This window comes from uncultured Agrobacterium sp. (assembly GCA_913777615.1).
Taxonomy (GTDB): Bacteria; Pseudomonadota; Alphaproteobacteria; order Rhizobiales; family Rhizobiaceae; genus Agrobacterium.
Genome location: CAJYTK010000022.1, coordinates 63,835 through 88,398 on the forward strand (window position 1 = coordinate 63,835; position 24,564 = coordinate 88,398).

Sequence of the window (24,564 nt, forward strand, 5' to 3'; positions counted from 1 at the left end):
TTCGATCAAATTAAGAACGCGTTTTGTAAAACATGGTGTAAAACAGTTCGGCTAACACCGCGCACTCAATCGCGCAAAATCCGGAAAAATAAGGCGGAGCGGGTGAAGGGAATCGAACCCTCGTATTCAGCTTGGGAAGCTGCTGCTCTACCATTGAGCTACACCCGCATATCTCAAAATTTCCGACAGAACGAAGCGGCTGTCAAGCCAAACGCACGTCTTTGCCCTCGACCGATCACTCGGCGCGGAAATGCTTGGAGAGCTTCAGGCCTTGGGCCTGGTAGTTGGAGCCAAGACCGGTGCCGTAGAGGCCATCGGGTTTGGTCAGCATATGCTCGTACACAAGACGTCCGACGATCTGGCCGTGTTCCAGGATGAAGGGTACCTCGTGGCTTCTGACCTCGAGGACGGCGCGGCTGCCGGTGCCACCGGCGTTGGCGTGGCCGAAGCCGGGGTCGAAGAAGCCAGCATAATGCACGCGGAATTCGCCGACCAGCGGATCAAAGGGTGTCATCTCCGCCGCGTAGAGCGGTGGTACATGCACGGCTTCACGCGAGACGAGGATGTAGAATTCATCCGGATCGAGGATCAGTTCGGCACGGCCGCGTGAGTAGAGCGGCTCCCAGAAATCCAGCACGTCATGGGCTGCTTTCTTGTCCACATCGACGACTGCGGTGTGGTGCTTGCCGCGATAGCCGATCAAATTGTTTTCGCCAAACCCTTGCAGATCGATGGACAGTGCGATGCCGCCGCCTGAAACGTTCGGCGTGTCGCTGGCGACCAGAATTTCGTTGTCGTGAAGGGTCTGCAACTCACTCTCGTTCAGCAGCGAGTGGCCGATCCGGAAGCGGATCTGCGACAGGCGCGAGCCTTGGCGCACGACGATGGGGAAGGTGCGCGGGCTGACTTCGAGATAAAGCGGACCTTGGTAGCCTGCCGGGATCTTGTCGAATTCCTGCGCCTGGTCAGTGATGACGCGGGTGAAGATATCGAGGCGGCCGGTGGAGCTTTTCGGGTTTGCCGAAGCGGACATATCGGCGGGCAGCGCCAGCGTTTCCATCAGGGGCACGATATAGACGCAGCCGGTTTCCAGCACGGCGCCTTCGCTCAGATCGATCTCATGCAGACGCAGGCGGTCCAGCTTTTCAATGACCTTGGTGCCCGGGCCGGGCATGAAGCTTGCACGTACGCGGTAAGCCTTGGCCCCGAGACGCAGGTCGAGGCTTGCCGGCTGGATCTGATCCGCATCCAGCGCCCGCTCGCTCTTCAGGTGGCCGGAAGAAAACAGCGCCCGTATCGCGCCATCGGCCAGAATACCCGTGGTTCTCGTCATCGTCATTACCCCTGTTCCGCGCCGACAAAATCAAAAGCAAGCCATTGACGCAAGTTGTTAACGGCAGTAAGGCAATCTTATCCCGTGGTGATTTGGCCGGTCGGCTTGCAGCCACGTTAAACAAGTGGCTAAAAAGACCGGGTGCTTGCAACCGGTCTGCTTTTGCGACCGGTTTTTTTGTTTGAAGGTGATCAAATGAGCAAGAAATGGCGCCCGGCAACGCAACTCGTACATGGCGGTACGCTGCGCTCCCCCTACGGTGAAACGTCCGAAGCCCTCTACCTGACCCAGGGCTTTGTCTACGAAAACTCGGAAGCCGCCGAAGCGCGCTTCAAGGGCGAGACAGATGGATTCATCTACGCGCGCTATGCAAGCCCGACCAACGACATGTTCGAAAAGCGCATGTGCCTGCTGGAAGGTGCCGAAGATGCCCGCGCCACGGCATCCGGCATGGCCGCTGTCAGCGCTGCCATTCTCTGCCAGCTGAAGGCCGGCGATCACATCGTTGCGGCCCGCGCGCTTTTCGGTTCCTGCCGCTGGGTGGTAGAAACGCTTGCGCCGAAATACGGCATCGAATGCACGCTGGTCGATGGCCGCGATCTTGCCAACTGGGAAAAGGCGATCAAGCCCAACACCAAGCTGTTCTTCCTCGAAAGCCCAACCAACCCGACGCTGGAAGTGGTGGATATTGCTGGCGTTGCCAAGCTTGCCAACCAGATCAGCGCAAAGGTCGTTGTCGACAACGTGTTTGCGACGCCGCTCTTCCAGAAGCCTCTGGAGCTAGGCGCGCATATCGTCGTTTATTCCGCCACCAAGCATATCGATGGTCAGGGACGCTGCCTCGGCGGCGTGGTGCTGTCGGACAAGAAGTGGATCGAGGAAGAGCTTCAGGATTACTTCCGCCACACTGGCCCAGCACTTTCTCCCTTCAACGCCTGGACGCTGCTGAAGGGTATCGAAACGATGCCACTGCGCGTCAAGCAGCAGACGGAAAATGCCGGCAAGATTGCCGACTTCCTGGCCGACCAGAACAAGATTGCCAAGGTCATCTATCCGGGTCGGGCCGACCATCCGCAGGCCGATATCATCGCACGGCAGATGTCTGGCGGCTCGACGCTCGTCTGCTTCGAGTTGAAGGGCGGCAAGGAAGCGGCTTTCAAGCTGCAGAATGCTCTGGAAGTCGTCAAGATTTCCAACAATCTCGGTGATGCCAAGAGCCTGATCACCCATCCGGCGACCACGACGCATAAGAACTTGACGGATGAGGCGCGTGCGGAACTCGGCATTTCCGGTGGCACGCTGCGTCTGTCTTGCGGAATCGAGGACACCGACGATCTGCTGGAAGACTTTGCAGCGGCGTTGGCTAAGGTTTCTGCGTGACATAGAGTGCCCGGTGATCGATCATCGGGCCTTATTCTTCAATTTTCCAAGCTTCTGCTCGTCACGCGAGGGCGGCACTAAGCCTCGCATTATTTTAGAGAAACCATGGTTTCTCTACTCTCTTTTCATGATTTTGTGCGTATTGACTGGAGAAACACTCCTGATACGCAACGCTTTTGCCTCGTAACGCATTGAAACTACGAAAGTCCCAGTCAACGGACATTCCCGTCCTTCATTCGGTGTAGTAGACTAAAATGCTAGAGCCAGAGACAGCCAAGGTCGCGAACATGTATCGTGCATCGACAAGAGAGATAGAGGTCACCGTCGATCCATATTATCTCGAAGAACAATCGGACCCGGACGATAGCCGCTACGTCTGGGGATACACGGTCGTGATCACGAACAATTCCGACCAGGCTGTGACGCTGGTCAATCGTTATTGGCACATCACCGATCAGACTGGAGTGGTGGACGAAGTTACCGGACCCGGCGTCGTGGGTGAACAGCCATACCTGCGGCCAGGCGATAGCTACGAGTACTCCTCCGGCTGCCCGCTGGACACGCCGTCGGGCATGATGTTCGGCCATTATGAAATGGAGACGGACACAGGTGAGGTCTTCACCGTGGATATCCCAGCCTTCTCGCTGGACAGCCCGGGACTTGCACGGGTGCTGAACTGAGCGGGGCTTTCACCCCGCTCTTGAATTTCAAGCCTGCAGCTCTTCGACAGGATAACGATAGGTCGTCGAGCAGAACTCGCAGCTAACCGAAACGACGCCATCTTCCTGGCTGTCCTCGATTTCTTCTGCCGAAAATCCAGACAGCACGCTCTTGATCTTCTCGCGTGAGCAGCTGCATTTGTCGATGATCGACTGCGGCTCGTAGATGCGCACGCCCTGCTCGTGGAAGAGCCGGAACAGCAGCCGCTCCACCTGCACCTGTGGATCGGTCAACTCGTCGGTGTCTACCGTGTCGATGAGCGCTACCGCTTCGGTCCATGCGTCGTCGTCGGCTTCCGCGAACGTGCTCTCATCACCGTCGCCACCATGAAGATCGCGGGTGCGCAAACGCTCCGGCGCCTGTGGCAGGAACTGCGCGATGATGCCACCGGCACGCCAGCCACGACGTGGCTTGCCCTCGCTGTCGCGGTCGAAAAACTCGGCAACGCCCAAGCGCACCCGCGTCGGCAACTGTTCAGACTGACGGAAGTAAACGCTTGCGATTTCCTCCAGCGATGAACCGTCCAGAGGCACGATGCCCTGATAGGGCTGCATGCCCACGCCCTGATCGATGGTGAAGGCGAGAATGCCGGTGCCAAGAAGCTGCTCGGGCGATGTTTGTCCAGCCGCCGTCGCTTCTGCCAAACGATCTTCATCGAAGCGGGCATAGGCGCGCATGTTTTCCGGCGCGGTAAAATCTGCGACCAGAAGATCGACGGGACCATCGCCCTTGGTCTGCACCGTGAGCTTGCCGGAGAATTTCAGCGACGTGCCGATCAGCGCCGTCAGCACCAAGGCTTCCGCCAGAAGCCGGGCGACAACGGGCGGATAATCATGGCGCTGCAAGATCGCGTTCAAGAGCGGACCGACCTGCACTGCGCGTCCGCGAACGTCTAGCCCTTCCACCTGGAAGGGGACGACCTTATCGTCGCCAGCAAAGTTCATATCATCCAGTTCTACGGTCACGGCCGCCATGGTCCTGCTCCTTCTCACCTGCCGTCCGAAATGCGGATGCGATCGCCACGTTTTCGGTCGCGATCAGCAGGTCTTTTGTGCGGTTCTCGCAAAGATAAAGCGGGGAATGGCAAAACGAAACCATCCCCTGCCCAAATGTCGCGATAAACGATTGATGAAACGCCGCCGTGAACCGGCAGCACTGGTTGGCGTAAAGATGGGGCGTCGCGCTGGAAATTCAAGTTTCCGGCGGCGCCCCTCGCTTTTACCCTAACTCCAGATCAGATGACGCCCATGCACCAGGCAATCACGGCCTTCTGCGCGTGTAGACGGTTTTCCGCCTCATCGAAGACCACCGATTGCGGGCCGTCGATCACCGCATTGGTCACTTCCTCGCCGCGGTGTGCGGGCAGGCAATGCATGAAGAGCGCCTCGCTATTGGCCTTCTTCATCAGGGCTTCATTGACCTGATACGGCTGGAAGATGTTATGGCCGCGCGCCTTGTGCTCCTGGTTCATGGAAACCCAGGTATCGGTGACGATGCAGTCGGAACCGGCGACGGCGCGCTCGGCATCGTGGCACAACATAATCTCGCCGCCATTGTTGCGCGCCCAGTTTAGATACTTGTCCAAGGGTTCAGAGCCCATGGGCACAGCCATGTTCATCTTATAGCCGAAGCGGGCAGAGCCCTCGACCAGCGAATGCAGTACATTGTTGCCGTCGCCCGTCCAGGCAAGGGTCTTGCCCATCACAGGGCCGCGATGCTCTTCGAAGGTCATGATGTCGGCCATGATCTGGCAGGGATGCGTCTCGTCGGTCAGGCCGTTGATGACAGGAACCGTGGCATGTTCGGCAAGCTCCAGCAGACGGTTATGATCGGTCGTGCGGATCATGATAGCGTCCACATAGCGCGACAGAACCTTTGCCGTGTCGCCGATGGTTTCGGCGCGGCCAAGCTGCATTTCAGTGCCGGAGAGAAATAGCGTTTCGCCACCCAGCTGGCGCATGCCGACATCGAAGGACACGCGGGTCCGCGTCGACGGCTTTTCGAAAATCATCGCCAGCATCTTACCGGCGAGCGGCTTGTCCGCCGTTCCGTTCTTGGTCGCGATCTTGCGGCTCTTTGCGTCTTCGAGAATGAGCCGCAGGTCTTGCGAGCCGACGGCCGAAAGGTCGAGAAAATGCTTTGCCATTTAATTTAGTCCCATCAATGCGGGCCACCCTTTACGCCGGCCCTCGATGCGCCTTGTGTCAAGCGCTCTTTGCCAGTTTGGTGGTAAGTGCTTCAGCGGCCTTCTCGATGCGCGCAAGCCCGTCACGCGCTTCTTCAGCGGTGACGACCAGCGGCGGCAACAGGCGGATGACGTTATCGCCTGCCGGCACACCAAGAAGATGTTCTGCGCGCATTGCCTGAAGCAGATCGCCGGAAGGAATCCGCGCCTTGATACCAAGCAGAAGACCTTCGCCACGGATTTCCTCGATGACATCCGGATAGCGATCCTTCAACGAAGCCAATCCTTGGCGGAAGACGAGCGCCACGTCGCGCACGTGCTGGATAAAGCCTTCAGCCAGAACGATATCAAGCACGGCATTGCCAGCGGCCATGGCCAGCGGGTTGCCGCCATAGGTCGTCCCGTGCGAGCCGGCGGTCATGCCGGATGCGGCGTCTGCCGTTGCCAGGCAAGCGCCGAAAGGGAAGCCGCCGCCGATGCCCTTGGCAACCGCCATGATGTCGGGCGTGACGCCGGACCATTCATGCGCAAAAAACTTGCCGGTACGGCCAACGCCAGTCTGCACTTCGTCGAAGATCAACAGAAGGCCGTGCTCTTCGCAAAGCGCCCGCAGCGTACGCAGGAACTCAGGCGCGACGACGCGGATACCGCCCTCACCCTGGATCGGCTCGATCAAAAGGGCTGCCGTTTCCGGCACGATAGCAGCTTTGAGCGCGTCGAGATCACCGAACGGCACCTGATCGAAACCCTCGACCTTGGGGCCGAAACCCTCCAGATATTTGGCCTGGCCGCCAGCCGCGATGGTGGCAAGCGTGCGGCCATGAAACGCGCCTTCAAAGGTGATGATGCGGAATTTTTCCGGGTGGCCGTGGGTGTATTGATAACGGCGTGCGGTCTTGATGGCGCATTCCAGCGCTTCGGCGCCTGAGTTGGTGAAGAACACCTTGTCGGCAAAAGTCGCATCGGTCAGCCGCTTGGCCAGCACTTCCTGACCTGCAACCTCATAAAGGTTGGACAGGTGCCAGACCTTCTCTACCTGCGCCTTCAGAGATTCAACCATATGGGGATGGCTGTGGCCGACGGAGGTCACGGCGACGCCCGCACCGAAATCGAGATATCGCTCGCCGCTTTCCGTGATCAGCCAAACGCCCTCGCCTCGTTCGAAGCGTAAGGGGGCTCTGGAAAACGTATCGAACAACGGCCCGGATTTGGGGGCAGTTTCGGCCATGGCGACATCACTCCTTACGTCAAGTCGGGACAGACGACTGTCAATAGGGCTAGCGGGTTATCCCTGCCCTGAAAATCAAAAATGCCGCCTCGCGGCGGCTTGCATGCTGTCTTCATTGCGAGGTCACTATTGTCACTTCCCCACCTAATGTCAACAAATCTCGGCACTTTCGGGCATTTACAAGCCTTGGTAGGCAAGCTTCCAGCAACCACCAACTGTTGCCTTTCTGACTCACACGGGAAGCAAGTTGGGGAAAACCGGAAAATCGATTCCAGATGATTCCTGCGACTCTTGTCACGGAGTCAACCGACGATTAGGTTAACCGTCAATTACTAGACTGCAATGCGGCGGAACTAGTCACCTACAATCTGGCAAATGGCCTGCGCGTGGTTCACTCCACGGCATCGTAGGTGGATTCTGCCCGAAACAACGCGACGAGCGGAGAAGCGGCATGAACTGGACGGACGAACGAGTAGAAAAACTCAAGAGATTATGGTCCGAAGGGCTTAGCGCAAGCCAGATCGCAGCACAACTGGGCGGTGTGAGCCGCAATGCCGTCATCGGCAAGGTTCACCGCCTGAACCTGCCAGGTCGCGCCAAGGCTGGCGGCACGGTCGCCACGTCGCGCCCTGCGCCTAAGCGTCCTGCAGCAGCGCCGCGCCCAGCAAGCTACACGGCTGCTCCGGCCCGTGTCGCAACGAGCCGTCCTGCACCTGCACGCACCACTGGCGCTCTCGCGTTCAAGGAAGACATGGAGATCGACGCGGTCGAGCCCATGGAATATGTCCGCTCTTCCAACAATGTCGTCATCCCGATCTCGCGTCGCCTGACACTGACGGAGCTAACCGAACGTACCTGCAAGTGGCCCGTCGGTGACCCGCTCAAGGACGACTTCCACTTCTGTGGCTGCGAAGCAGCTGAAGCGTCGCCTTATTGCAAGTTCCACGCGAAAATGGCTTACCAGCCGGTGAGCGAACGCCGTAAGGCGTAAGGCTCAGTTTCAAGACCATTTCGAAAAGCGGGCTTCGGCCCGCTTTTTTTGTGCGTTCCTTCAAGCGTTTCCTCGATCCAATTGGTCCAGACTTGCCTGCAGCAGCGATCATGCGCAGACTACCACCATGAACGCGATCGACACGCTCTACGACTATATCTCGGTCCTATGGACGAAGGTGGTCAAAACGCCCTTCCCTCCGATCCCGCGCCGCGCACGCGGCGACGGGACGGTATATGTCGAATGGCGACGGGGTCGCTACTGGCTGATCTGCGAAGAGCGTGGCAAGGAGTATTGGCGGCGCGAGGCGAACGACATGGACGATGCCGCGTTCCAACTGATGTCGATCGTCTCGAGCGCGTTGGTGCGCGATCGAGAGCTTGAGTTTCGGCAAAAGCAAGCCGGTCGCTCTGGCGATCCTGACCGCTACTCGCGCTGGAACTGGATGTATCAGGAAATCGAGCTGATGAACGACATCAAGGAGAGTTATGGCGCTCGAACCAGAGCCCACTATGAGGAGGTGCTGCAACGCAGCCCGCTATCGCAGGACGAAATAGACGCCGCGCGCTATCCCCTTCCTACCTCAAGATCTGACGCCTCGTAGCCATATGCTGGAGGCTGCTGCGTCAGAAAATCGGAGCGCTAGCCATGATAGAAAGCGCTCCCTAAGGCAATCAGGCTTCCATGGAATATCCGGCACCGCGAACGGTACGGATCACATCCTGCATGCTCGAGAAGTTCAGTGCCTTGCGCAGGCGACCAACATGGACGTCCACCGTGCGTTCATCCACGTAGATGTCATGTCCCCAGACGCCATCGAGAAGCTGAGATCTGGAGAAGACGCGTCCCGGCGACGTCATGAGGAATTCCAACAGACGGAACTCGGTCGGCCCAAGGCGGACTTCGCGGCTTTTGCGGTGAACGCGATGCGTCTCACGGTCGAGTTCGATATCACCGCATTTCAGCACCGAGGACAAAACCTCGGGTTTGGCGCGACGCAGCATCGCCTTGACACGTGCCATCAGCTCCGGCGTGGAAAAGGGTTTGACGACATAGTCGTCGGCGCCCGTAGCCAGACCGCGAACCCGTTCGCTTTCCTCGCCGCGCGCCGTCAGCATGATGATCGGCAGACGTTCGGTTTCGGGGCGCATACGCAGGCGACGGCAAAGCTCGATGCCGGAGACGCCTGGCAACATCCAGTCAAGGATGAGAAGATCCGGCGTGCGCTCCTGGAGGCGGATTTCCGCCTCGTCGCCACGCGGAATAGTGTCGACGTCATAGCCTTCGGATTCGAGATTGTAACGCAGGAGGACGCTCAGCGCCTCCTCATCTTCGACAACGGCGATTTTCGGCACCATGGCTCCAGATCCTATCTGTCGCTTACTCGGTCACAGCGCCGAGCGTGTTGGAACTATCGTCCTTCGGACGCTCACCTGCCGGCTGGCTGCCGGTGGTCATGTAGTAGATGGTCTCGGCAATGTTGGTCGCGTGATCGCCAACACGCTCGATGTTCTTGGCGCAGAACAGAAGATGCGTGCAGGTGGTGATGTTGCGCGGATCTTCCATCATGTAGGTCAGAAGCTCGCGGAAGAGCGAGGTGTACATGGCGTCGATCTCTTCATCGCGCTCGCGGATGGCCTGGGCCTTTTCCGCCGAACGCGTGGAGTAGACGTCCAGCACTTCCTTCAGCTGAACCAGCGCCAGTTCCGAAAGGTGCTCCAGGCCACGCGCCAGTTTACGCGGAACGCCGGTGCCTGCCACTGCAATGACGCGCTTGGCGGTGTTCTTGCCCAGATCGCCGACGCGCTCGAGGTCTGCGGCGATGCGCAGCGAACCGATGATTTCGCGCAGGTCCGCCGCCATCGGCTGACGCTTGGCGATCGTCACGATCGCCTTGTCGCCAATTTCACGCTCGGCGTGATCGAGGATCGTATCGTCGGAGATGACCTTCTGCGCCAAGGCCGCATCGGAATTGACGAGCGCGCGCACGGCGTCGGCGCACATCTGCTCGGCCAGTCCGCCCATTTCGGCGATCCGGCGGCTGAGGAACTTCAGCTCCTCGTCATAGGCTGACATGATGTGGGAATGTGTCGGCATAGTCGTAATCTCCAGTTTCGAAACGCCCTGTCGCAAGCCTTTTTTTTGGCTCAAGCGAAAGGCGCGGTGGGATGCGCGGGCAACAGCAGGATCAGCCGAAACGACCCATGATATAGTCCTGGGTACGCTGGTCATCCGGGTTGGTGAACATCTTGTCCGTATCGTTCTCCTCGACCAGATGACCGAGATGGAACATGGCGGTGCGCTGGGACACGCGAGCGGCCTGCTGCATCGAGTGGGTCACGATGACGATGGTGTAGTTGGCGCGAAGCTCGTGGATCAACTCTTCCACCTTGGCAGTCGCGATCGGGTCGAGCGCCGAGCAGGGCTCATCCATCAGAATGACTTCAGGCGAAACGGCAACAGCACGCGCGATGCACAGGCGCTGCTGCTGACCACCGGAAAGTCCGGTACCGGACTCATGCAAGCGGTCCTTGGCTTCGTTCCAGAGACCTGCCTTCTGCAAGCTCGACTCGACGATCTGATCCATATCCGCCTTGTTGCGGGCAAGACCATGGATGCGCGGGCCGTAGGCGATGTTTTCGTAGATCGACTTCGGGAACGGGTTCGGCTTCTGGAACACCATGCCGACACGCGCGCGAAGCTCGACGACATCGATTGCAGGATCGTAGATGTCTTCACCGTCGAGCGTGATCTGGCCGGTCACGCGGCAACCGTCGATGGTGTCGTTCATGCGGTTCAATGTGCGCAGGAAGGTGGACTTGCCACAACCGGATGGGCCGATGAGCGCCGTTACGGTGTTTTCGCGAACATTGAGGTTCACATCGTAAAGGGCGCGCTTCTCGCCGTAGTAGACGGAGACGTCCTTGCCGATCATCTTATAGGAAACTTCATTCATTTTCTTGTCCAGCGCCTTTTCAACTGCTGCTTCCGACAACATGTTCATTGTTCCGTTCTCCCTTGGTTCTTCGCATTTTCAGACGGAAACCCGGTATCCACTTTTCTCAAAATGCTTTTACCAGCGACGCTCGAAGCGGCGACGCAGGAGGATTGCGCCCACATTCATCACAAGGAGGAACATAAGCAGGATGATGATAGCGCCAGACGTTCTCTCGACAAAGGCGCGTTCGGCTTCGTTTGCCCACATGTAGATCTGAACCGGCAGCGCTGTTGCAGGATCGAGCGGCGTCGTCGGGTAGTTGGCGACGAAGGCCACCATGCCGATGAGAAGCAGTGGAGCTGTTTCGCCAAGGGCGTGTGCGAGACCGATGATGGTACCGGTCAGGATGCCGGGCATGGCGAGAGGCAGCACGTGGTGGAAGATGGTCTGCATCTTCGATGCGCCAAGACCGAGTGCGGCTGCGCGGATAGACGGCGGCACGGCCTTCAAGGCTGCACGCGTCGCGATAATGATCGTGGGCAGCGTCATCAATGTGAGCACCAGACCGCCGACGAGCGAAGCCGAGCGCGGGAAGCCCATGAAGTTAATGAACACCGAAAGACCGAGCAGACCGTAAACGATAGAGGGTACCGCCGCCAGATTGTTGATGTTGACCTCGATAAGGTCCGTCAGGCGGTTCTTCGGCGCAAACTCTTCCAGGTAGATGGAGGCTGCAACGCCAATCGGCAGCGACAGCACCAGAACGATCAACATCATGTAGAAGGAGCCGATGAGTGCAACGCCGACACCAGATGCCTCAGGGCGGCTGGACGCGCCGTTGAAGAAGATACCGGTGTTGAACTTCTTTTCCAACGCGCCCTTTTCCACCAACTGGTTCATCCAGTCGACCTGCTGGTCGGAGATGCGGCGGTTCTGCTCCTCGCCAGTCATATCGACCTGGCCCTTGAAGGCACTGTCGACATCACCCGATGCCAGAAGAGAAACGGTGCGCGTCGTGCCGATCACGTTCGGGTCGGAGGTGACGATATCGCGAAGCTGGGTACGGACGCTGTCAGAGATGAGCGCGTTGACGGCGCGCAACGCCGTACGGTCTTCCAGCGAAACGCCGAGTACCTTGGCAAGCGAGTTGCGGGCCACAACCGGGTAATTTGCCGTCATCAGCTTGGTCGGGTTCTGAGCACGCACATTGTCCGGATCGATGATCTGTTGCGAGAATTCGACCGGGATCGTGATCATCGTCTGCTGAAAGGCGGTGTAGCCCTTACCGATGACGGACCAGAGAAGCAGGAAGAGAAACAACAGGCCGAAGGAGATCGCAGCCACACCATAGGTGCGGAAGCGGCGCTCTGCGGCATAACGGCGCTTGATGCCGATATCGCGACGGACCTTCTTCGTTGCGGCGGGGGCGGAAACGCCCTGAGTAACGACGTCGGTCATTCGTACTGCTCCCGGTATTTGCGCACGATGTAGAGCGCGTAGATATTGAGGCAAAGCGTGATCGCAAACAGCGTAATGCCAAGCGCGAAGGCAACCAGCGTCTGCGGCGAGGTGAACTCAAGGTCGCCCGTCAGCTGGCTGACGATCTTGACGGTCACGGTTGTCATAGGCTCGAAGGGGTTAAGTTGCAGGCGGGCGGCAACACCGGCGGCCAGAACCACGATCATGGTTTCACCGATGGCGCGCGAGGCGGTCATCAGGATCGCGCCGACGATGCCTGGAAGAGCGGCCGGCAGAATGACCTTCTTGACCGTTTCGGAGCGGGTGGCACCAAGGCCCAGCGATCCATCGCGAAGCGAGCGAGGCACGGCGGTGATGATGTCATCCGACAGCGAGGAAACGTAAGGGATCAGCATGATACCCATGACGAAGCCGGCAGTGATGACGCTCTGTGCCTGGATGAAGCTGGCATAGTTGCCGGTTGCCAGACCGTTGATTTGAGCAGAGATGTCACGCAGGAACGGACCGACAGTCGTCAGCGCAAAGAAGCCGTAGACAATCGTCGGGATGCCGGCGAGCACTTCCAGGAGCGGCTTGGCGATAGAGCGCAAACGCGGGCTTGCATATTCGGCCATGTAGATTGCCGAAAACAGACCGACCGGAACCGCGACCAGCATGGCCACGAAGCCGATATAGAGCGTACCGGCGAGCAGCGGAATAAGGCCGAACTGACCGGAGCTATCGGTAGAACCAGCTGCGGCGAAGCGTGGGTCCCATACCGTGCCGAAGAAGAACTGGTGGGCAGGCACCATCTGAAAGAACTGGATCGCTTCCGTCAGCATCGACATGACGATGCCGATGGTCGTCAGGATCGCGATTGAAGAGGCCACCAGCAACGCGCCGAGAATGACCCGCTCGACCCGGTTGCGGGCACGAAAGCGCGGTGCGATGGCGCGAAGGGCATGGAATGCGCCGCCGAGTGCCACGACCAGCACGACCAGCGCCATGGCGATACGGCTGGTGGATGTCAGCGTGTTCAGCTTTTCCGCAGCCTCAATCATGTAGGGCTGCGGATCGCCGGCGATGGCGACACCCTTGGACGCCAAGACCGTGCGCGCCGTGGCCGGATCTGCCTTTACTGCGTCGTACTCAGATGACGAGAGTTGGTTCAAGCCACGCGCGATCGACGTCACCATGCCGTAGGTCAGGCTCTGCTGCGCTTCCGGTTGTGCCTTGATGTCTTCCGGGAAGCTAGCATGGACTGCCGAATTGATGACGAGGGGGCTTACGACCAGCCAAAGCGCCAGGATCAGCGCAGAAGGGATCAGAGCCCAGATCAAAACATAGGAGCCGTGATAACCCGAACGGGAATGCATGTTGGACGAACGTGCGCCCGCCAACACCGCGGCACGGCGCTTGCCCAGCACATAACTGGAAATGCCGATCAGCGCCAATACGAGCAGAAGGATGGATGTGTTCATGGAGAGTTTCCTCGGCGCACCACGCGGCACGATGCGGCATCATTTTACCAAGAGCGCAGCACCGGCGGCTGATCACCGCACCATGCCGGATCTGTATTCAGTTCACGCATTCCGGGTTGATACATCATATTTATCGGCGGCTTGGTCTTACGATAAATAGAAACTGTCAACCCTTCTGGACTGAGCGACGGCCAGCAAACCGACCTTGCCAACAGAAAGAGTTGGAAAGCGCAACGCTCATGCGCTGCGCTTTCCAAGAACTATTACATGGTCTTGCCGGATTCGAACTGAGCGCGGATTTCCTTGCGCTCGGCTTCAGGGGCAGAAACCAGGCCGTAGTTGGCCAGCGGAGAGTCAGGGCCGATCATCTCGTCAGAGGTGAAGAACTCAACATATTCCTTCAGACCAGGGATGACGCCGAGGTGAGCCTTCTTGACGTAGAAGAACAGTGGACGCGAGACCGGGTACTTGCCGGAAGCAACGGATTCCGTGGAAGGAACAACGCCACCAACGGTCGCAACCTTCAGCTTGTCCTTGTTGTTGTCGTAGAAAGCGAGGCCGAAGACGCCGACGCCGGACTTGTTGGCATCGATACGAGCAAGCGTCTCGGTGTAGTCGCCATCGATATCGACAGCCTTGCCGTCCTTACGGATGGCTACGCACTTGGCAGCAGCCTGCTTGGCGTCGGAGATCAGACCCTTGATCGCGTCCGTCGCGCCAGCTTCCTTGCAGCCGTCAGCCATGATCTTCTCTTCGAAGACTTCGCGCGTGCCGTGCTTGGAGCCAGGGATGTAGGCGGCGATCTCTACGTCAGGCAGTTCCTTGTTGATTTCGGACCACTTGGTGTAGGGGTTGGCAACGAGCTTGCCGTCCTTGACGACTTCAGCGGCCAGAGCAAGGTACAGGTCCTTCGGCTCGAACTTGACGTCCTTGTTGGACTTGTCCATGGCGAAGACGATACCATCGTAACCGATCTTCACTTCCTGAACGTCAGCGACGCCAGCGGACTTGCAGGCTGCAAGTTCGTCGGCCTTGATCTTGCGCGAAGCATTGGCAATGTCGATCGTGCCCTCGCCCACGCCGGAGCAGAAAGCCTTGAGACCACCGCCAGTGCCGCCGGACTCAACAACCGGTGCCTTGAAGTTCGGGAAAGCTTCGGCGAAGCTTTCAGCAACGATCTTTGCGTAAGGCAGAACCGTGGAGGAACCAGCAACCTGGATCTGGTCGCGAGCAGAAGCGGCGCCTGCGAAGGCAACGGAGGCCACCAGAGCTGCTGCAGACAATTTAAAGACGTTCATTATGACTCTCCCGTCGTGGGGCCCATGTTCGGGCTTTCGTGAACTGCGCCGGCAAGAGGCTAGACCCTTTAAGTCCGTGTGGGCTGTCCCGGCGGCCTCTTCATAACCAGCCTTGCCACACGCTTTTATGTCACTTCGGTGAAAGATTTATGACATATCAAGTGTTTGGTTTTAAACACTATTCTTCACGACTTCTGGAGCAGGCGTCGTTTACATGTCAAAAACGCACAGTGAAGTCCGTGCCGGCGCCAATTTCCGAGCGCACGATAAGGCGGGCCCGGTGACGTGTGAGAATATGTTTGACGATGGCGAGGCCTAGGCCCGTGCCTTTTTTCGAGCGGCTGTCCGCAACGCTGACCCGGTAAAAACGCTCGGTAAGACGCGGAACATGTTCGGCCGGGATGCCAGGGCCCTTATCCACCACGCTCACCTCCACCGGCTTGTTCGGCTCGTAGCGCAAGAAAACGTCCACCACCTTACCGTCCTGACCATATTTGCAGGCATTCTCGACTAGGTTCTGAAAGACCTGAACCAACTCATCGCGGTCACCGTTCACTTCCACCGCATGTTCTGGCATATGTAGTTCGATCTCGACGTCCAGTTCACCGGCGAGCGGCAGAAGCGAATCCCGGACGTGACCAAGAAGGGGAACGAGATCGACCCTCTGATCCGGCGCGATATTGGCGCGAAGCTCAAGCCTCGAGAGGGACATCAGGTCGTCGACCAGACGGCTCATGCGAGTGGCTTGATCCAGCATGATACCGAGAAAGCGCTCCTGCGCTTTCGGATCGTTGCGAGCGGGCCCCTGCATGGTTTCGATGAAGCCACGCAGCGAGGCAAGCGGCGTTCTCAGCTCGTGGCTCGCATTGGCGACAAAATCGCTGCGCATTCGATCGATGCGTCGCAGATCCGAGATATCGCGGAAGGAAAGGATGTAAAAGGGGGCATCTGCCGTCTGCGGCATGTCCGCAGGCGCAATGCGCACGACGAAGACGCGCTCGGAGGGCAGCCTTTCGGAATGCTCCACCTGGTTCGGCTGTCCGGTGGAGATGGTTTCGCGAATGACATCCAGCAGGCCCGGCGAGCGCAACCGACCCGAAATGTGGGAACCGACGGGCAGCAATCCAAAAGCGCGTTCGGCAGCGGCATTCTCGAAGAGCACACCGGCATTCTGATCGAGGATGAAAACAGGTGTATCCAGCGCCGCAAGGCCTGCCCGCACGCCGGCAATCAAACCTTGGTCGATCGTCTCCTGGGATCGTAGTTCACCTTCCTCCGTGCGCTGCTTCTCGTCCTTCCTGGTTGCAACGGACGGAGCGACGACAAGGATGGCAAGGACTGCGGCGAACCACAGCGCGACGACGACATAGGGAGAGCGCCATTCGGCAAGCGCCAGCGCCGCCAGCAATGTGACGACGACCAGAGAAAGCCAGTTTCTTCGCATGCCGCGCATCCGTTTAAGCAAAGCACCCTCCCCATCCAACGCCGCCATTGCCATCGACTGTTTTCGCCACTTGTCTCGCTTTCGATCCGATGGTGATAATCGTCTTTCATGACAGAGATTCTTCGGCCTGTCCTCGTACAAGAGGTAGCCGGCAAAATTTATGTGGACAGCAACGCATCGACAAAATCTCTTCCCTCTTGAATTCGTTGGACACGAGTCTGAAGTTGTGAAGACAAAACATGCGTGCGCGAAAGGGAGAGAGCATGAGCGAAACCGTCAAGGACCGGTCCGTGACATTGACGATCGACGGCAAGGAACGGGTTTTCAATATCGACGATCCGATCCTTCCCGATTGGATCCAGTCCAAGAAGTTGACGGCGGGCGACTATCCCTACGAGAAGAAGCTCGACCAGAAAGAGTATGATGACCAGATCGAGGCGCTCCAGATCGAACTGGTCAAGGTGCAGTTCTGGCAGCAGGCGACCGGACAGCGCATCATGGCACTTTTCGAAGGACGCGACGCTGCCGGTAAAGGCGGCTCCATCGGGGCGGTGCGGGAATATCTAAACCCGCGCTATGCACGCGTGGTTGCGCTGACCAAGCCGACCGAGACCGAGCGTGGCCAATGGTACTTCCAGCGCTACATAGCTCATTTCCCGACAGCCGGTGAGTTCGTGCTGTTTGACCGCTCTTGGTACAATCGTGCCGGCGTCGAACCGGTCATGGGCTTCTGCACACCCGAGGAACATAAGCGATTTTTAAAAGAGGTCCCTCGGCTGGAAAAGATGCTGGTCCATGAGGGCATCCATCTCTTCAAGTTCTATCTGGATATCGGCCGTGAAACGCAGTTGGACCGCTTCCATGACAGGCGCCATAGCCCACTGAAATCCTGGAAGCTATCGGACATGGACATTGCCGCCCTGGGCAAGTGGGACGACTACACTGCAGCGCGCGACGAAATGCTGGAGAAAACGCATATCGATGATGCGCCGTGGACGGTGATCCGCGCCAATGACAAGCGCAGACTGCGGCTGAACCTCATCCGCCATATCCTGACTTCGCTCGATTATGACGGAAAGGATGAGCAGGCTATCGGCAAGATCGACAACAAGATTTTGGGAAGCGGACCTAAGTTTCTGAAATAGCCCGGCACCCGGCATGTGACTGGGAGTGGATTGATAAACGCGAAAGCGCTGGCGGATGAAGAAAGGTTGAGCGGAAAACGCTGCTCCGCCTTTTTTCACGATGGGTATGACAAAGATCGTTTCCCCAGCCTTGCCGACATGATGAACCTGCATCGGCCTTGACCGATCTGACGGACTTCGACATGCGGTTTGATCGCGATAGGGTCTACATGTCGATCGTCGATCTGGTCCGCACTTTGACGCGCTTCATCAATTCGATTTTCGACAATTTCGGCACAAGCATAGTATCGCCTCTTAAAAAGCGACGGCTTCATACCCTCATTCCCGCCGGGGTACCCGCAATGGCCGCTCACTTCGCTATCGAGGCGATCCATCCACGGGCGTGCCAGCGCTTTACTGACCCGGAAGGATGCGCACCGAATAAAGGTTGATCGGTCGGGCGCTGCCATCGATATCGCTGTTGATGAAAATCTGACCAGGCGAATTGGGTGCCATGGTCCGATCGAAGTTCACATTGATCAGCATGTCCGCACGCTCCTGCGTCGCTGTGAAGCGGTGGCGCGCGCAATCGCCGAGCGTGCCGAAATTGCACGATACCGACACCTGGCTCTGGCCATTGCTGCCCGACTGCAGGGTAATGGAAATCGTCGAAGACTTGCCTGCCATTTCCCGCAGCACATCGACTGGAACGGTGATGGCGATATTGCCATCGGCATCGCCCGTCTGTGAGGTGACGCGGACCGCCTTTCCACCGGCAGTCGCGACATCTGCCACCTTGGAGAGCGATCCCGGCTGAAGGCCGGTATTGCCGCGTTCTGCATTATAGACTTCCTGCCAGGCGTCCGAGAAACCGCGCCCTGCCGACAGTGTCGGCTCCTGCGGGCTTGTCTGCCCATCGAAATCTTCAGCCTCCACCGACGGCGGCGGGTTCGGAACGCTGGTATCCCTCTCGGCCGGGCTCAGCAATAGGCCAGAGCTATAGACCCACCAGCCGCCGAAACCGATGAAAGCGAGGAGCGTGAACCAGATGAAAAGGCGGGTGATGATGCCCTTCTTGCGGCGACCCTTGGCCGCACGCTCCGGTTTGAAGGCAAGCGAAGACGCTTCGAAAGATGGACCGGCAGACGAGGTGATGCGATCCGAGGCCTCGTCCGAACGCTCGGCGCGCAACTCACTCATCTCGTCATGTACAGGTGCGGCTGCGTGACGGGGCGCAGCGCGAACAGGTGGCTCTACGGGCTCGGCATAGCCTTCATTTTCATCCTCGTCTTGCCGCGCAGGCGAAACGGAGGGAGCGGCACCATCAGACGCCGGTTGAGTGACTGAAGGGGATGCGACAGGAGGCAGCGCTGAGCGCTGAGCCTCCCTGCGGACGTGATCCTCCACCACGTCCAACAGGCGGTTGCGTTCTTCCGTCTCAATGGTGTGGATGAGTGTTTCAAGCCGCTGGCGCTGCTGCGCGACCACTGTCTCGTCGTCAATGCCCTGCTTGCGCAGGCCTGCTTCGAGCGCCTGTCGCGACGATTGATAGATGCGTGCGCGCACCTCGGCATTCGACCGATCCGATTTTTGCAGGGCATTTCTGATTGCCGTTTCCAGTCCGCTCACTCTCGGTCCTTTTTCCTCGCCAATCGCGAAAGATCAACGCCTCGGCCACCATGTTTACGATTCGGTAACGACTAGAAGGCGCAACCGCAAGCCACCTGCCCTGCAAAGCAGAAATTGGCTTGGGGAAAACGTCACCACTGTGGCGGCCAAGGCATAGGTTTTGAAAAAGCACGCCGTGCCGCGGCAACTGGTTGGGCTTGATGGCTTTCGCCTTGGCGATCACTCTTTTCGCTTTTCAACCGCCTCCCGCTTCGCTAAATCTTACGTGCGCGTAAACGTAAATCAGCAATCGTCGTTCGTTGGGAGGAACCATGCTGCCGTCCATTCTCAAGGACAATCTCCGCCTGCCGGTGATTGCCTCGCCGCTCTTCATTATATCTCATCCGGAGTTGACTCTGGCGCAATGCAAGGCGGGAGTCGTCGGTGCATTTCCCGCCCTGAACGCGCGCCCCGAAAGCCAGTTGGACGAGTGGCTCGCGATGCTGACGGAAGAACTTGCCGCCCACAATGCCGCAAACCCAGACCGCCCGGCGGCACCTTTTGCGGTCAACCAAATCGTGCATCTGTCCAACAAGCGGCTTGAGCATGACCTTAGCCTTTGCGTCAAATACAAGGTGCCGATCGTCATCTCATCGCTTGGCGCCGTGCCGGAGGTGAATGCCGCAATTCATTCCTATGGCGGCATCGTGTTGCATGACGTGATCAACAATCGCCACGCCAATTCGGCAATCCGCAAGGGCGCCGATGGTCTGATCGCGGTGGCGACCGGCGCTGGCGGGCACGCAGGCACGCTCTCGCCATTCGCACTGGTGCAAGAAATCCGCGAATGGTTCGATGGTCCGCTGCTTCTGGCAGGCGCAATTGCCAATGGCGGCTCCATTCTGGCAGCCCAGGCCATGGGTGCCGATATGGCCTATATCGGATCCCCCTTTATTGCGACACGCGAGGCGCGTGCGACGGACGCCTACAAGCAAGCAATCGTCGAGGCCTACGCCAACGACATCGTCTATTCCAATTACTTCACCGGCGTCCACGGCAACTATCTGAAGGCCTCAATCATCGCCTCCGGGCTCGACCCCGACAATCTGCCGGTTGCCGACCCTTCCAAGATGGACTTCGCCTCCGCTGCCACGGGCGCGAAAGCCTGGAAGGACATCTGGGGTGCAGGACAGGGCGTCGGTGCTGTGAAGGCCGTCGAACCGGTTTCTTCGCTGGTCGACCGCTTGGCAGCTGAGTACGCCGCCGCCAAGCAGCGGGTCTGCGCATCCTGAGCCGAGACGACCAGCCGGTTGGGAAATTTTCAACAAGCTGACATTCGGCGCTTGAAATCCTACCTCAATCGCTGTATCAGCCCGCCATACGCCGCGCCGAAGATTTATTCGGCGCCTGCGCAGGCCGCTTTAGCTCAGTTGGTAGAGCACGTCATTCGTAATGACGGGGTCACGTGTTCGAGTCACGTAAGCGGCACCATTTCTCGGACTAAAACGTTTATACTTCAATCTCATACGGTAATCTGATACGTCTCTACCCACCTTTCTGCCCCCCTTTTGCGTTTCGGTAGGAAGCCCTTCACAAAGCCCTGAAGGGTAGTTTGGTTGTGGTGCTTCGAGTTTTGGAAGTTAATGAGATAGCCGTTGCCTTACTGTTGTTCCTGTTCAGTCGGAGTAATGATTTGAACACAATTGACATCGAAGACGTGGCACGTCGCGCTAAAGGTCTCAAGCTGGGAGAAGTTTCCCCAGTGGAGGTAGAATTCGCTCGTGAAATCCTTCGAAACCGCGACGGCGGCATCTTTGAAGCGATTTGGGTTATTGGCCTTTGCGGAACTCAAGACGACGCCCCTCTTCTGTCTTTGTATTTGAAAGGTGAGGAAAACACGGAGTACGCCGAAGACGCTCTTAAAGCGATTTGTCGGTACCTGGGCCTCATTGACCCTTACCGAGCGCTAGTGCGCGAGTGGATGCAAGATAAGAGCGACGATGTGCGACGGATGAGCGCCATCTTTCTCACCGGAGAATATTTTCGCAATTACAAAGACGATGAACTTGGTTGTTATCTTGTCCAGTCATTGTGCGATTATGACGACGACTGCCGCCATGTTCTGCGAGGCGCTCTAGTCGACCTTTTTGATTTAGAGGACCAACTCGACGACCCGCATCCCAACAACCTGGACGAATGGGACAAGGACATGTCTTTAATTGTCTCGGTGGCTGCTGCTGAGTTTGGCCTAGAAAATATTAACATCACTCACCCCGCGATTGTGCACTAGAGTTCAACGCGATGCGCCGCCTAACCAGCAAGGTAATTTGCCCCTTTGGAACCCCTTGAACCCTGATCCACACCAGATGTTCTTGCATCGCTCGTTTGATTGCTCAGACGATCAACCTGATTTCACGTTTTCGCGATGTGAATCCCTCGCCTCTCGTCCTTCAACTGGACTTCGCCTATCTTAGTCTCTCAACACAAGAGGAGACTGAATGATCGACGAATATGGCCCTCACGCGCAAATGGCGACGCTTGGAGAGCAGATGTCCAATCGTTACCAGATGGATGAAAACCTGGAGCTGGAGCCGTACCTGTCGCACTATATGGACGAGGTCGAGGTGAATATCGCTGCCGATAGCTTCAACCACGTCGGGTTCATGAACAAGATCATTGTGCGGTTGAAGATGGTGCTGGCAGCAACCAAAGAGCCGCGTCGCCAGGAATTCCTGCATGCAATGGTCGTTGCACTCCAGAAGCGCGTCGATCAGGCTTCGCCTGAGGTTGCGCTCGATGGGATCTGAGCAACGGATCCAATAGGCGTGCGGCTCATGCCATCATCTTTTTCTCGACTGACGTTCCAGAACGACGGTCTGCTCGCGCGTTGCGGATAACATCAGCTTCAATTCACTGTTGGCTGAGGAGACGTACGCGGAATCAATGACCCGTCCTGGACCTGTGGAGCGATCTGGATCTTGTCATCGAAGAGGACGATGCTGAGGACGAGACCTACCAGAACGCACAGGAGAGCGACGAAGATCAGTCCGGCTTTGTCTATCGGCTTTTTCATTGATCCTACCATAGGCGCTAATGTGAATATGGTGAGGCGATAAACACCCTTTCTTACCGTCCGATACATTTGGTTATCAAATCGTAAAATGACAATATGATATCCATTTCATCGCAAAACTATTTTAGGCGCATAGTCGGCAGCAACCGCGGATAGCAGATGAATTTCAAAAAGGGTGAACAGTGTAAGCAGGGTGGCCGGAAGATGAGGTTGAAACTATTCGTCTCCCAACGACGTTAGTGGCCGGACAACAATAGACATGGGATTTAGATCGTGGACGTCATTCGCATTCTGCTCGCCATTATCCTGCCGCCCGTCGGCGTTTTTCTGCAGGTCGGCCTCGGCCTTCATTTCTGGCTGAACATTCTGCTGACTTTGTGCGGTTACATCCCCGGGATCATCCATGCAATCTGGGTGATCCTACGCAAATAAGGTCGCAAATCTGACGGCGCGCCACGCGGGCCGTCATTCTTTTCGGCGGCATCAGACGAATATCTGTGTCGCCCAAGCCCCAGCTGCGGCCGCGAGGCCGGTGAGCAATGTTCCCCAAACTATATCCACCGCGCAAAGACGCCATGTCCAGCCCTTGAGAGTGGACAGGTTCGTCATGTCGTAGGTGCCATAGGCCAAGAAACCGAAGATAGCGCCGGACAGTGTCGCTGCGGCGACCGAGCCGCCATTGAAAGACGGTACAACGGCGAAATAGACGATTCCCGCAATATAGAAGAGATAGAAGATGCCCGCCGCGACGAAATTCGGCTTCGCCAACATCAGATCGCCGATTTCGCGCTTATAAAAGGCCACGGCAAGCTTAGACAGCCAAATGAAATCTAAACCGAAGAAAACGATGGCCGTTGCGATATAGGCTACGATCACTTGCATGCGGAGGCCTTTCTTTGCGAATGGGATTCAGATTCCCAGAACCGGCTGAACCAGCCTGACCATCCAACTTTTGAATTTCAGCGGCGCATCGGTAACAGCTAGGCAGATGCAGTCTTCGCCCTCACCCGCGATCGGCTGATGGGTCAGTTCCTCGTCTGCTTCTTCTAAATCGCCGCGGTAAAAAACGTCCTGGCCATCGCGGAAGCAACCGGACAGCACCACGGTCAGTTCCCGTCCGCCATGCGTGTGCTCCGGTACCGGCTTGCCAGCAGGTATTCTGAGCAGACGAACCTGCGCCTCACCGTCGCGCGTCGGAATGGGGAAGTGATAGGCGCCAGGCCCAAGCGGCTTCCATTTTAACGTGTCTATATCGCCGCCTGCATAAGAGCGCAGCGGTTCGGGGAGAATAGCAGTTCCAGACGACCGTGACGCTGTAGCTTTGTTAGCGGTCGCGGCCTGCCCGGCATGTAGCCGGTGTTTCATCGATCGCCACTGGTCGTCGGAAATCTCCCCCGCGGATTCGGCATCACGCAAGAGCGCGCCCGCTGCCATTTCCATGGCGTCAAGTCGCTTGCGGCACTTAGGGCAGAGTGCCAGATGGGTCGCTACCGCGATACTCCAGCTTTCCGCAAGGCTGCCAGAGGCATAATCGAGCAGCAACTCGTCGCTGATGTGATGGTTGACGCTCATATGCGCGCCTCCAACGCCGCGCGCAATTTGGCGAAAGCAAGCCTGATGCGGGATTTCACTGTTCCAATCGGCAGGTTCAGTTGCTGGGCAATGACGCTATGGGACATCTCTTCGAAGAAGGATCTCTTCAACAGGTCGCGCTGCTCCTGCGGCAAGTCGGCCAGAGCACGATGCAAGCGTTCGGCATCCTGCCATTGCTCCATCTGCGCATCGGCGGCGGGCGCATCGTCGGCGACGAAGGCCGGGTCGTTCATATCGAACTCCGGGCGACGGTCGCGGCGATGCGCGTCTATCCTCAGGTTTCGGGCTATTCTGAATATCCAGGCGGAGACGTTGCCTCTCGCCGGATCGAAAAGGGCGGCCTTGTTCCAGACCGTCATCATCGTTTCCTGCATCAGTTCCTCAGCGGCCTGCGCATCGCGCACTTGCCGTAGCATGTAGACCCGCACACGCGGTCCGAAATGTCGAAAAACGGCTTCGAAGGCTTCTACGCTCCGTTCGGAGGCAATTGCCTTCAGCAGATCGGGAAGCTCATCCTCTATATTTCTCTGGACTGTTTCACCCATGCGAATAGGTTTTACCTCGCTCCCACGCGTTTTCTGAGCAACAGGCTTCTTCCTATTGTTGCTCATATAGTGGCATGGTGCCGACGCTATGGAAACATTTATCGTCATGCAGGCGACTACGGCGCACTTATTTCGGTGGATCACCTCAGCGTAAGATAGAAGACA

General features: G+C 57.8%; 25 protein-coding genes, 2 tRNA genes and 1 riboswitch. Of the genes, 10 read left to right on the top strand and 17 right to left on the bottom strand.

Features of this window, described 5'->3' with window-relative positions:
• Window positions 1-97: 97 nt before the first annotated feature.
• Window positions 98-168: transfer RNA gene (locus QZ862_RS19785), tRNA-Gly, on the bottom strand.
• A gap of 67 nt (window positions 169-235) precedes the next feature.
• Window positions 236-1,333 (bottom strand): 2'-deoxycytidine 5'-triphosphate deaminase, encoded by a 1,098-nt coding sequence (locus tag QZ862_RS19790; RefSeq protein ID WP_296101498.1) that lies wholly within the window; start codon window positions 1,331-1,333, stop codon window positions 236-238.
• A gap of 74 nt (window positions 1,334-1,407) precedes the next feature.
• Window positions 1,408-1,486: riboswitch (SAM riboswitch) on the top strand.
• A 42-nt stretch (window positions 1,487-1,528) separates the two neighbouring features.
• Here QZ862_RS19790 and QZ862_RS19795 point away from each other — a divergent pair.
• The gene (locus tag QZ862_RS19795) at window positions 1,529-2,713 is read left to right on the top strand and encodes an O-succinylhomoserine sulfhydrylase (RefSeq protein ID WP_296101499.1); all 1,185 of its coding nucleotides are present in this window, start codon (window positions 1,529-1,531) and stop codon (window positions 2,711-2,713) included.
• A 287-nt stretch (window positions 2,714-3,000) separates the two neighbouring features.
• Window positions 3,001-3,393: a Co2+/Mg2+ efflux protein ApaG gene (apaG, locus tag QZ862_RS19800; protein ID WP_296035424.1), complete on the top strand. Its 393-nt coding sequence runs from the start codon at window positions 3,001-3,003 to the stop codon at window positions 3,391-3,393.
• Between the two features lie 27 nt (window positions 3,394-3,420).
• Here the strand turns inward: apaG and QZ862_RS19805 are convergent, their stop codons facing one another.
• From QZ862_RS19805 to QZ862_RS19815, 3 genes are all read right to left on the bottom strand, one after another.
• Window positions 3,421-4,407 (bottom strand): Hsp33 family molecular chaperone, encoded by a 987-nt coding sequence (locus tag QZ862_RS19805; RefSeq protein ID WP_296075386.1) that lies wholly within the window; start codon window positions 4,405-4,407, stop codon window positions 3,421-3,423.
• A gap of 260 nt (window positions 4,408-4,667) precedes the next feature.
• Complete coding sequence (argF, locus tag QZ862_RS19810; protein WP_296101500.1) at window positions 4,668-5,579, bottom strand: ornithine carbamoyltransferase; 912 nt, start codon at window positions 5,577-5,579, stop codon at window positions 4,668-4,670.
• Window positions 5,580-5,637: 58 nt separating this feature from the next.
• Entirely contained in the window at window positions 5,638-6,846 is a 1,209-nt protein-coding gene (locus QZ862_RS19815) for an aspartate aminotransferase family protein (protein WP_296101501.1), read from the bottom strand.
• A 451-nt stretch (window positions 6,847-7,297) separates the two neighbouring features.
• Here QZ862_RS19815 and QZ862_RS19820 point away from each other — a divergent pair, with 451 nt between their 5' ends.
• Together QZ862_RS19820 and QZ862_RS19825 are read left to right on the top strand one after the other, a co-directional pair.
• Complete coding sequence (locus tag QZ862_RS19820; RefSeq protein WP_296035298.1) at window positions 7,298-7,837, top strand: GcrA family cell cycle regulator; 540 nt, start codon at window positions 7,298-7,300, stop codon at window positions 7,835-7,837.
• Between the two features lie 127 nt (window positions 7,838-7,964).
• Window positions 7,965-8,441 (top strand): hypothetical protein, encoded by a 477-nt coding sequence (locus tag QZ862_RS19825; protein ID WP_296101502.1) that lies wholly within the window; start codon window positions 7,965-7,967, stop codon window positions 8,439-8,441.
• Between the two features lie 70 nt (window positions 8,442-8,511).
• On the opposite strand, the gene phoB is transcribed toward QZ862_RS19825, so the two are convergent.
• From phoB to phoR, 7 genes are all read right to left on the bottom strand, one after another.
• Window positions 8,512-9,195: a phosphate regulon transcriptional regulator PhoB gene (phoB, locus tag QZ862_RS19830; protein WP_027676016.1), complete on the bottom strand. Its 684-nt coding sequence runs from the start codon at window positions 9,193-9,195 to the stop codon at window positions 8,512-8,514.
• A gap of 22 nt (window positions 9,196-9,217) precedes the next feature.
• Complete coding sequence (phoU, locus tag QZ862_RS19835; RefSeq protein ID WP_174062010.1) at window positions 9,218-9,934, bottom strand: phosphate signaling complex protein PhoU; 717 nt, start codon at window positions 9,932-9,934, stop codon at window positions 9,218-9,220.
• Window positions 9,935-10,025: 91 nt separating this feature from the next.
• On the bottom strand, window positions 10,026-10,841 hold the full coding sequence (gene pstB / locus QZ862_RS19840; RefSeq protein WP_296016992.1) for a phosphate ABC transporter ATP-binding protein PstB: 816 nt from the start codon (window positions 10,839-10,841) through the stop codon (window positions 10,026-10,028).
• 69 nt (window positions 10,842-10,910) lie between these two features.
• A complete protein-coding gene (gene pstA, locus QZ862_RS19845) occupies window positions 10,911-12,233 on the bottom strand; it encodes a phosphate ABC transporter permease PstA (RefSeq protein WP_296016989.1) in 1,323 nt (440 codons plus the stop codon).
• Entirely contained in the window at window positions 12,230-13,714 is a 1,485-nt protein-coding gene (gene pstC / locus QZ862_RS19850) for a phosphate ABC transporter permease subunit PstC (protein WP_296016987.1), read from the bottom strand. The genes pstA and pstC overlap by 4 nt, the downstream gene beginning before the upstream one ends.
• 263 nt (window positions 13,715-13,977) lie before the next feature.
• A complete protein-coding gene (locus QZ862_RS19855; protein ID WP_296016985.1) occupies window positions 13,978-15,012 on the bottom strand; it encodes a substrate-binding domain-containing protein in 1,035 nt (344 codons plus the stop codon).
• A gap of 217 nt (window positions 15,013-15,229) precedes the next feature.
• Complete coding sequence (phoR, locus tag QZ862_RS19860) at window positions 15,230-16,504, bottom strand: phosphate regulon sensor histidine kinase PhoR (RefSeq protein ID WP_296101658.1); 1,275 nt, start codon at window positions 16,502-16,504, stop codon at window positions 15,230-15,232.
• A gap of 215 nt (window positions 16,505-16,719) precedes the next feature.
• Between phoR and ppk2 the strand changes: the two genes are divergently transcribed.
• Complete coding sequence (ppk2, locus tag QZ862_RS19865; RefSeq protein ID WP_296083181.1) at window positions 16,720-17,601, top strand: polyphosphate kinase 2; 882 nt, start codon at window positions 16,720-16,722, stop codon at window positions 17,599-17,601.
• Between the two features lie 393 nt (window positions 17,602-17,994).
• Here the strand turns inward: ppk2 and QZ862_RS19870 are convergent, their stop codons facing one another.
• A complete protein-coding gene (locus tag QZ862_RS19870) occupies window positions 17,995-19,209 on the bottom strand; it encodes a hypothetical protein (RefSeq protein WP_296101504.1) in 1,215 nt (404 codons plus the stop codon).
• Window positions 19,210-19,520: 311 nt separating this feature from the next.
• Between QZ862_RS19870 and QZ862_RS19875 the strand changes: the two genes are divergently transcribed.
• From QZ862_RS19875 to QZ862_RS19890, 4 genes are all read left to right on the top strand, one after another.
• Entirely contained in the window at window positions 19,521-20,480 is a 960-nt protein-coding gene (locus QZ862_RS19875) for a nitronate monooxygenase family protein (RefSeq protein ID WP_296101505.1), read from the top strand.
• A 123-nt stretch (window positions 20,481-20,603) separates the two neighbouring features.
• Window positions 20,604-20,679 (top strand) — tRNA-Thr (locus QZ862_RS19880).
• A 202-nt stretch (window positions 20,680-20,881) separates the two neighbouring features.
• Window positions 20,882-21,478 carry a hypothetical protein gene (locus tag QZ862_RS19885; RefSeq protein ID WP_296101506.1) on the top strand — a complete coding sequence of 199 codons (597 nt, stop codon included), beginning with the start codon at window positions 20,882-20,884 and terminating at the stop codon, window positions 21,476-21,478.
• A gap of 208 nt (window positions 21,479-21,686) precedes the next feature.
• On the top strand, window positions 21,687-21,995 hold the full coding sequence (locus QZ862_RS19890) for a hypothetical protein (protein WP_296101507.1): 309 nt from the start codon (window positions 21,687-21,689) through the stop codon (window positions 21,993-21,995).
• A gap of 98 nt (window positions 21,996-22,093) precedes the next feature.
• Here the strand turns inward: QZ862_RS19890 and QZ862_RS19895 are convergent, their stop codons facing one another.
• Window positions 22,094-22,261 (bottom strand): hypothetical protein, encoded by a 168-nt coding sequence (locus QZ862_RS19895; RefSeq protein WP_296075417.1) that lies wholly within the window; start codon window positions 22,259-22,261, stop codon window positions 22,094-22,096.
• Window positions 22,262-22,534: 273 nt separating this feature from the next.
• Here QZ862_RS19895 and QZ862_RS19900 point away from each other — a divergent pair, with 273 nt between their 5' ends.
• Window positions 22,535-22,693 (top strand): YqaE/Pmp3 family membrane protein, encoded by a 159-nt coding sequence (locus QZ862_RS19900; RefSeq protein ID WP_112508387.1) that lies wholly within the window; start codon window positions 22,535-22,537, stop codon window positions 22,691-22,693.
• A 51-nt stretch (window positions 22,694-22,744) separates the two neighbouring features.
• Here QZ862_RS19900 and QZ862_RS19905 read toward each other — a convergent pair whose 3' ends face one another.
• Genes QZ862_RS19905 through QZ862_RS19915 form a run of 3 tightly spaced genes read right to left on the bottom strand, consistent with a single transcriptional unit; the run spans window position 22,745 to window position 24,399 of the window.
• Entirely contained in the window at window positions 22,745-23,143 is a 399-nt protein-coding gene (locus tag QZ862_RS19905) for a DUF2177 family protein (RefSeq protein ID WP_296016968.1), read from the bottom strand.
• Between the two features lie 27 nt (window positions 23,144-23,170).
• Window positions 23,171-23,833: a ChrR family anti-sigma-E factor gene (locus tag QZ862_RS19910; protein WP_296016966.1), complete on the bottom strand. Its 663-nt coding sequence runs from the start codon at window positions 23,831-23,833 to the stop codon at window positions 23,171-23,173.
• On the bottom strand, window positions 23,830-24,399 hold the full coding sequence (locus QZ862_RS19915; RefSeq protein WP_296016964.1) for a sigma-70 family RNA polymerase sigma factor: 570 nt from the start codon (window positions 24,397-24,399) through the stop codon (window positions 23,830-23,832). Before QZ862_RS19915 ends, QZ862_RS19910 begins: the two co-directional genes overlap by 4 nt.
• Window positions 24,400-24,564: the final 165 nt, after the last annotated feature.

Excerpts from the sequence above, each read along its gene's own strand:
- QZ862_RS19790 (WP_296101498.1), bottom strand. The coding sequence starts at position 1,333 with ATGACGAGAACCACGGGTATTCTGGCCGATGGCGCGATACGGGCGCTG.
- QZ862_RS19795 (WP_296101499.1), top strand. The coding sequence starts at position 1,529 with ATGAGCAAGAAATGGCGCCCGGCAACGCAACTCGTACATGGCGGTACG.
- apaG (WP_296035424.1), top strand. The coding sequence starts at position 3,001 with ATGTATCGTGCATCGACAAGAGAGATAGAGGTCACCGTCGATCCATAT.
- QZ862_RS19805 (WP_296075386.1), bottom strand. The coding sequence starts at position 4,407 with ATGGCGGCCGTGACCGTAGAACTGGATGATATGAACTTTGCTGGCGAC.
- argF (WP_296101500.1), bottom strand. The coding sequence starts at position 5,579 with ATGGCAAAGCATTTTCTCGACCTTTCGGCCGTCGGCTCGCAAGACCTG.
- QZ862_RS19815 (WP_296101501.1), bottom strand. The coding sequence starts at position 6,846 with ATGGCCGAAACTGCCCCCAAATCCGGGCCGTTGTTCGATACGTTTTCC.
- QZ862_RS19820 (WP_296035298.1), top strand. The coding sequence starts at position 7,298 with ATGAACTGGACGGACGAACGAGTAGAAAAACTCAAGAGATTATGGTCC.
- QZ862_RS19825 (WP_296101502.1), top strand. The coding sequence starts at position 7,965 with ATGAACGCGATCGACACGCTCTACGACTATATCTCGGTCCTATGGACG.
- phoB (WP_027676016.1), bottom strand. The coding sequence starts at position 9,195 with ATGGTGCCGAAAATCGCCGTTGTCGAAGATGAGGAGGCGCTGAGCGTC.
- phoU (WP_174062010.1), bottom strand. The coding sequence starts at position 9,934 with ATGCCGACACATTCCCACATCATGTCAGCCTATGACGAGGAGCTGAAG.
- pstB (WP_296016992.1), bottom strand. The coding sequence starts at position 10,841 with ATGAACATGTTGTCGGAAGCAGCAGTTGAAAAGGCGCTGGACAAGAAA.
- pstA (WP_296016989.1), bottom strand. The coding sequence starts at position 12,233 with ATGACCGACGTCGTTACTCAGGGCGTTTCCGCCCCCGCCGCAACGAAG.
- pstC (WP_296016987.1), bottom strand. The coding sequence starts at position 13,714 with ATGAACACATCCATCCTTCTGCTCGTATTGGCGCTGATCGGCATTTCC.
- QZ862_RS19855 (WP_296016985.1), bottom strand. The coding sequence starts at position 15,012 with ATGAACGTCTTTAAATTGTCTGCAGCAGCTCTGGTGGCCTCCGTTGCC.
- phoR (WP_296101658.1), bottom strand. The coding sequence starts at position 16,504 with ATGGCGGCGTTGGATGGGGAGGGTGCTTTGCTTAAACGGATGCGCGGC.
- ppk2 (WP_296083181.1), top strand. The coding sequence starts at position 16,720 with ATGAGCGAAACCGTCAAGGACCGGTCCGTGACATTGACGATCGACGGC.
- QZ862_RS19875 (WP_296101505.1), top strand. The coding sequence starts at position 19,521 with ATGCTGCCGTCCATTCTCAAGGACAATCTCCGCCTGCCGGTGATTGCC.
- QZ862_RS19890 (WP_296101507.1), top strand. The coding sequence starts at position 21,687 with ATGATCGACGAATATGGCCCTCACGCGCAAATGGCGACGCTTGGAGAG.
- QZ862_RS19895 (WP_296075417.1), bottom strand. The coding sequence starts at position 22,261 with ATGAAAAAGCCGATAGACAAAGCCGGACTGATCTTCGTCGCTCTCCTG.
- QZ862_RS19905 (WP_296016968.1), bottom strand. The coding sequence starts at position 23,143 with ATGCAAGTGATCGTAGCCTATATCGCAACGGCCATCGTTTTCTTCGGT.
- QZ862_RS19910 (WP_296016966.1), bottom strand. The coding sequence starts at position 23,833 with ATGAGCGTCAACCATCACATCAGCGACGAGTTGCTGCTCGATTATGCC.
- QZ862_RS19915 (WP_296016964.1), bottom strand. The coding sequence starts at position 24,399 with ATGGGTGAAACAGTCCAGAGAAATATAGAGGATGAGCTTCCCGATCTG.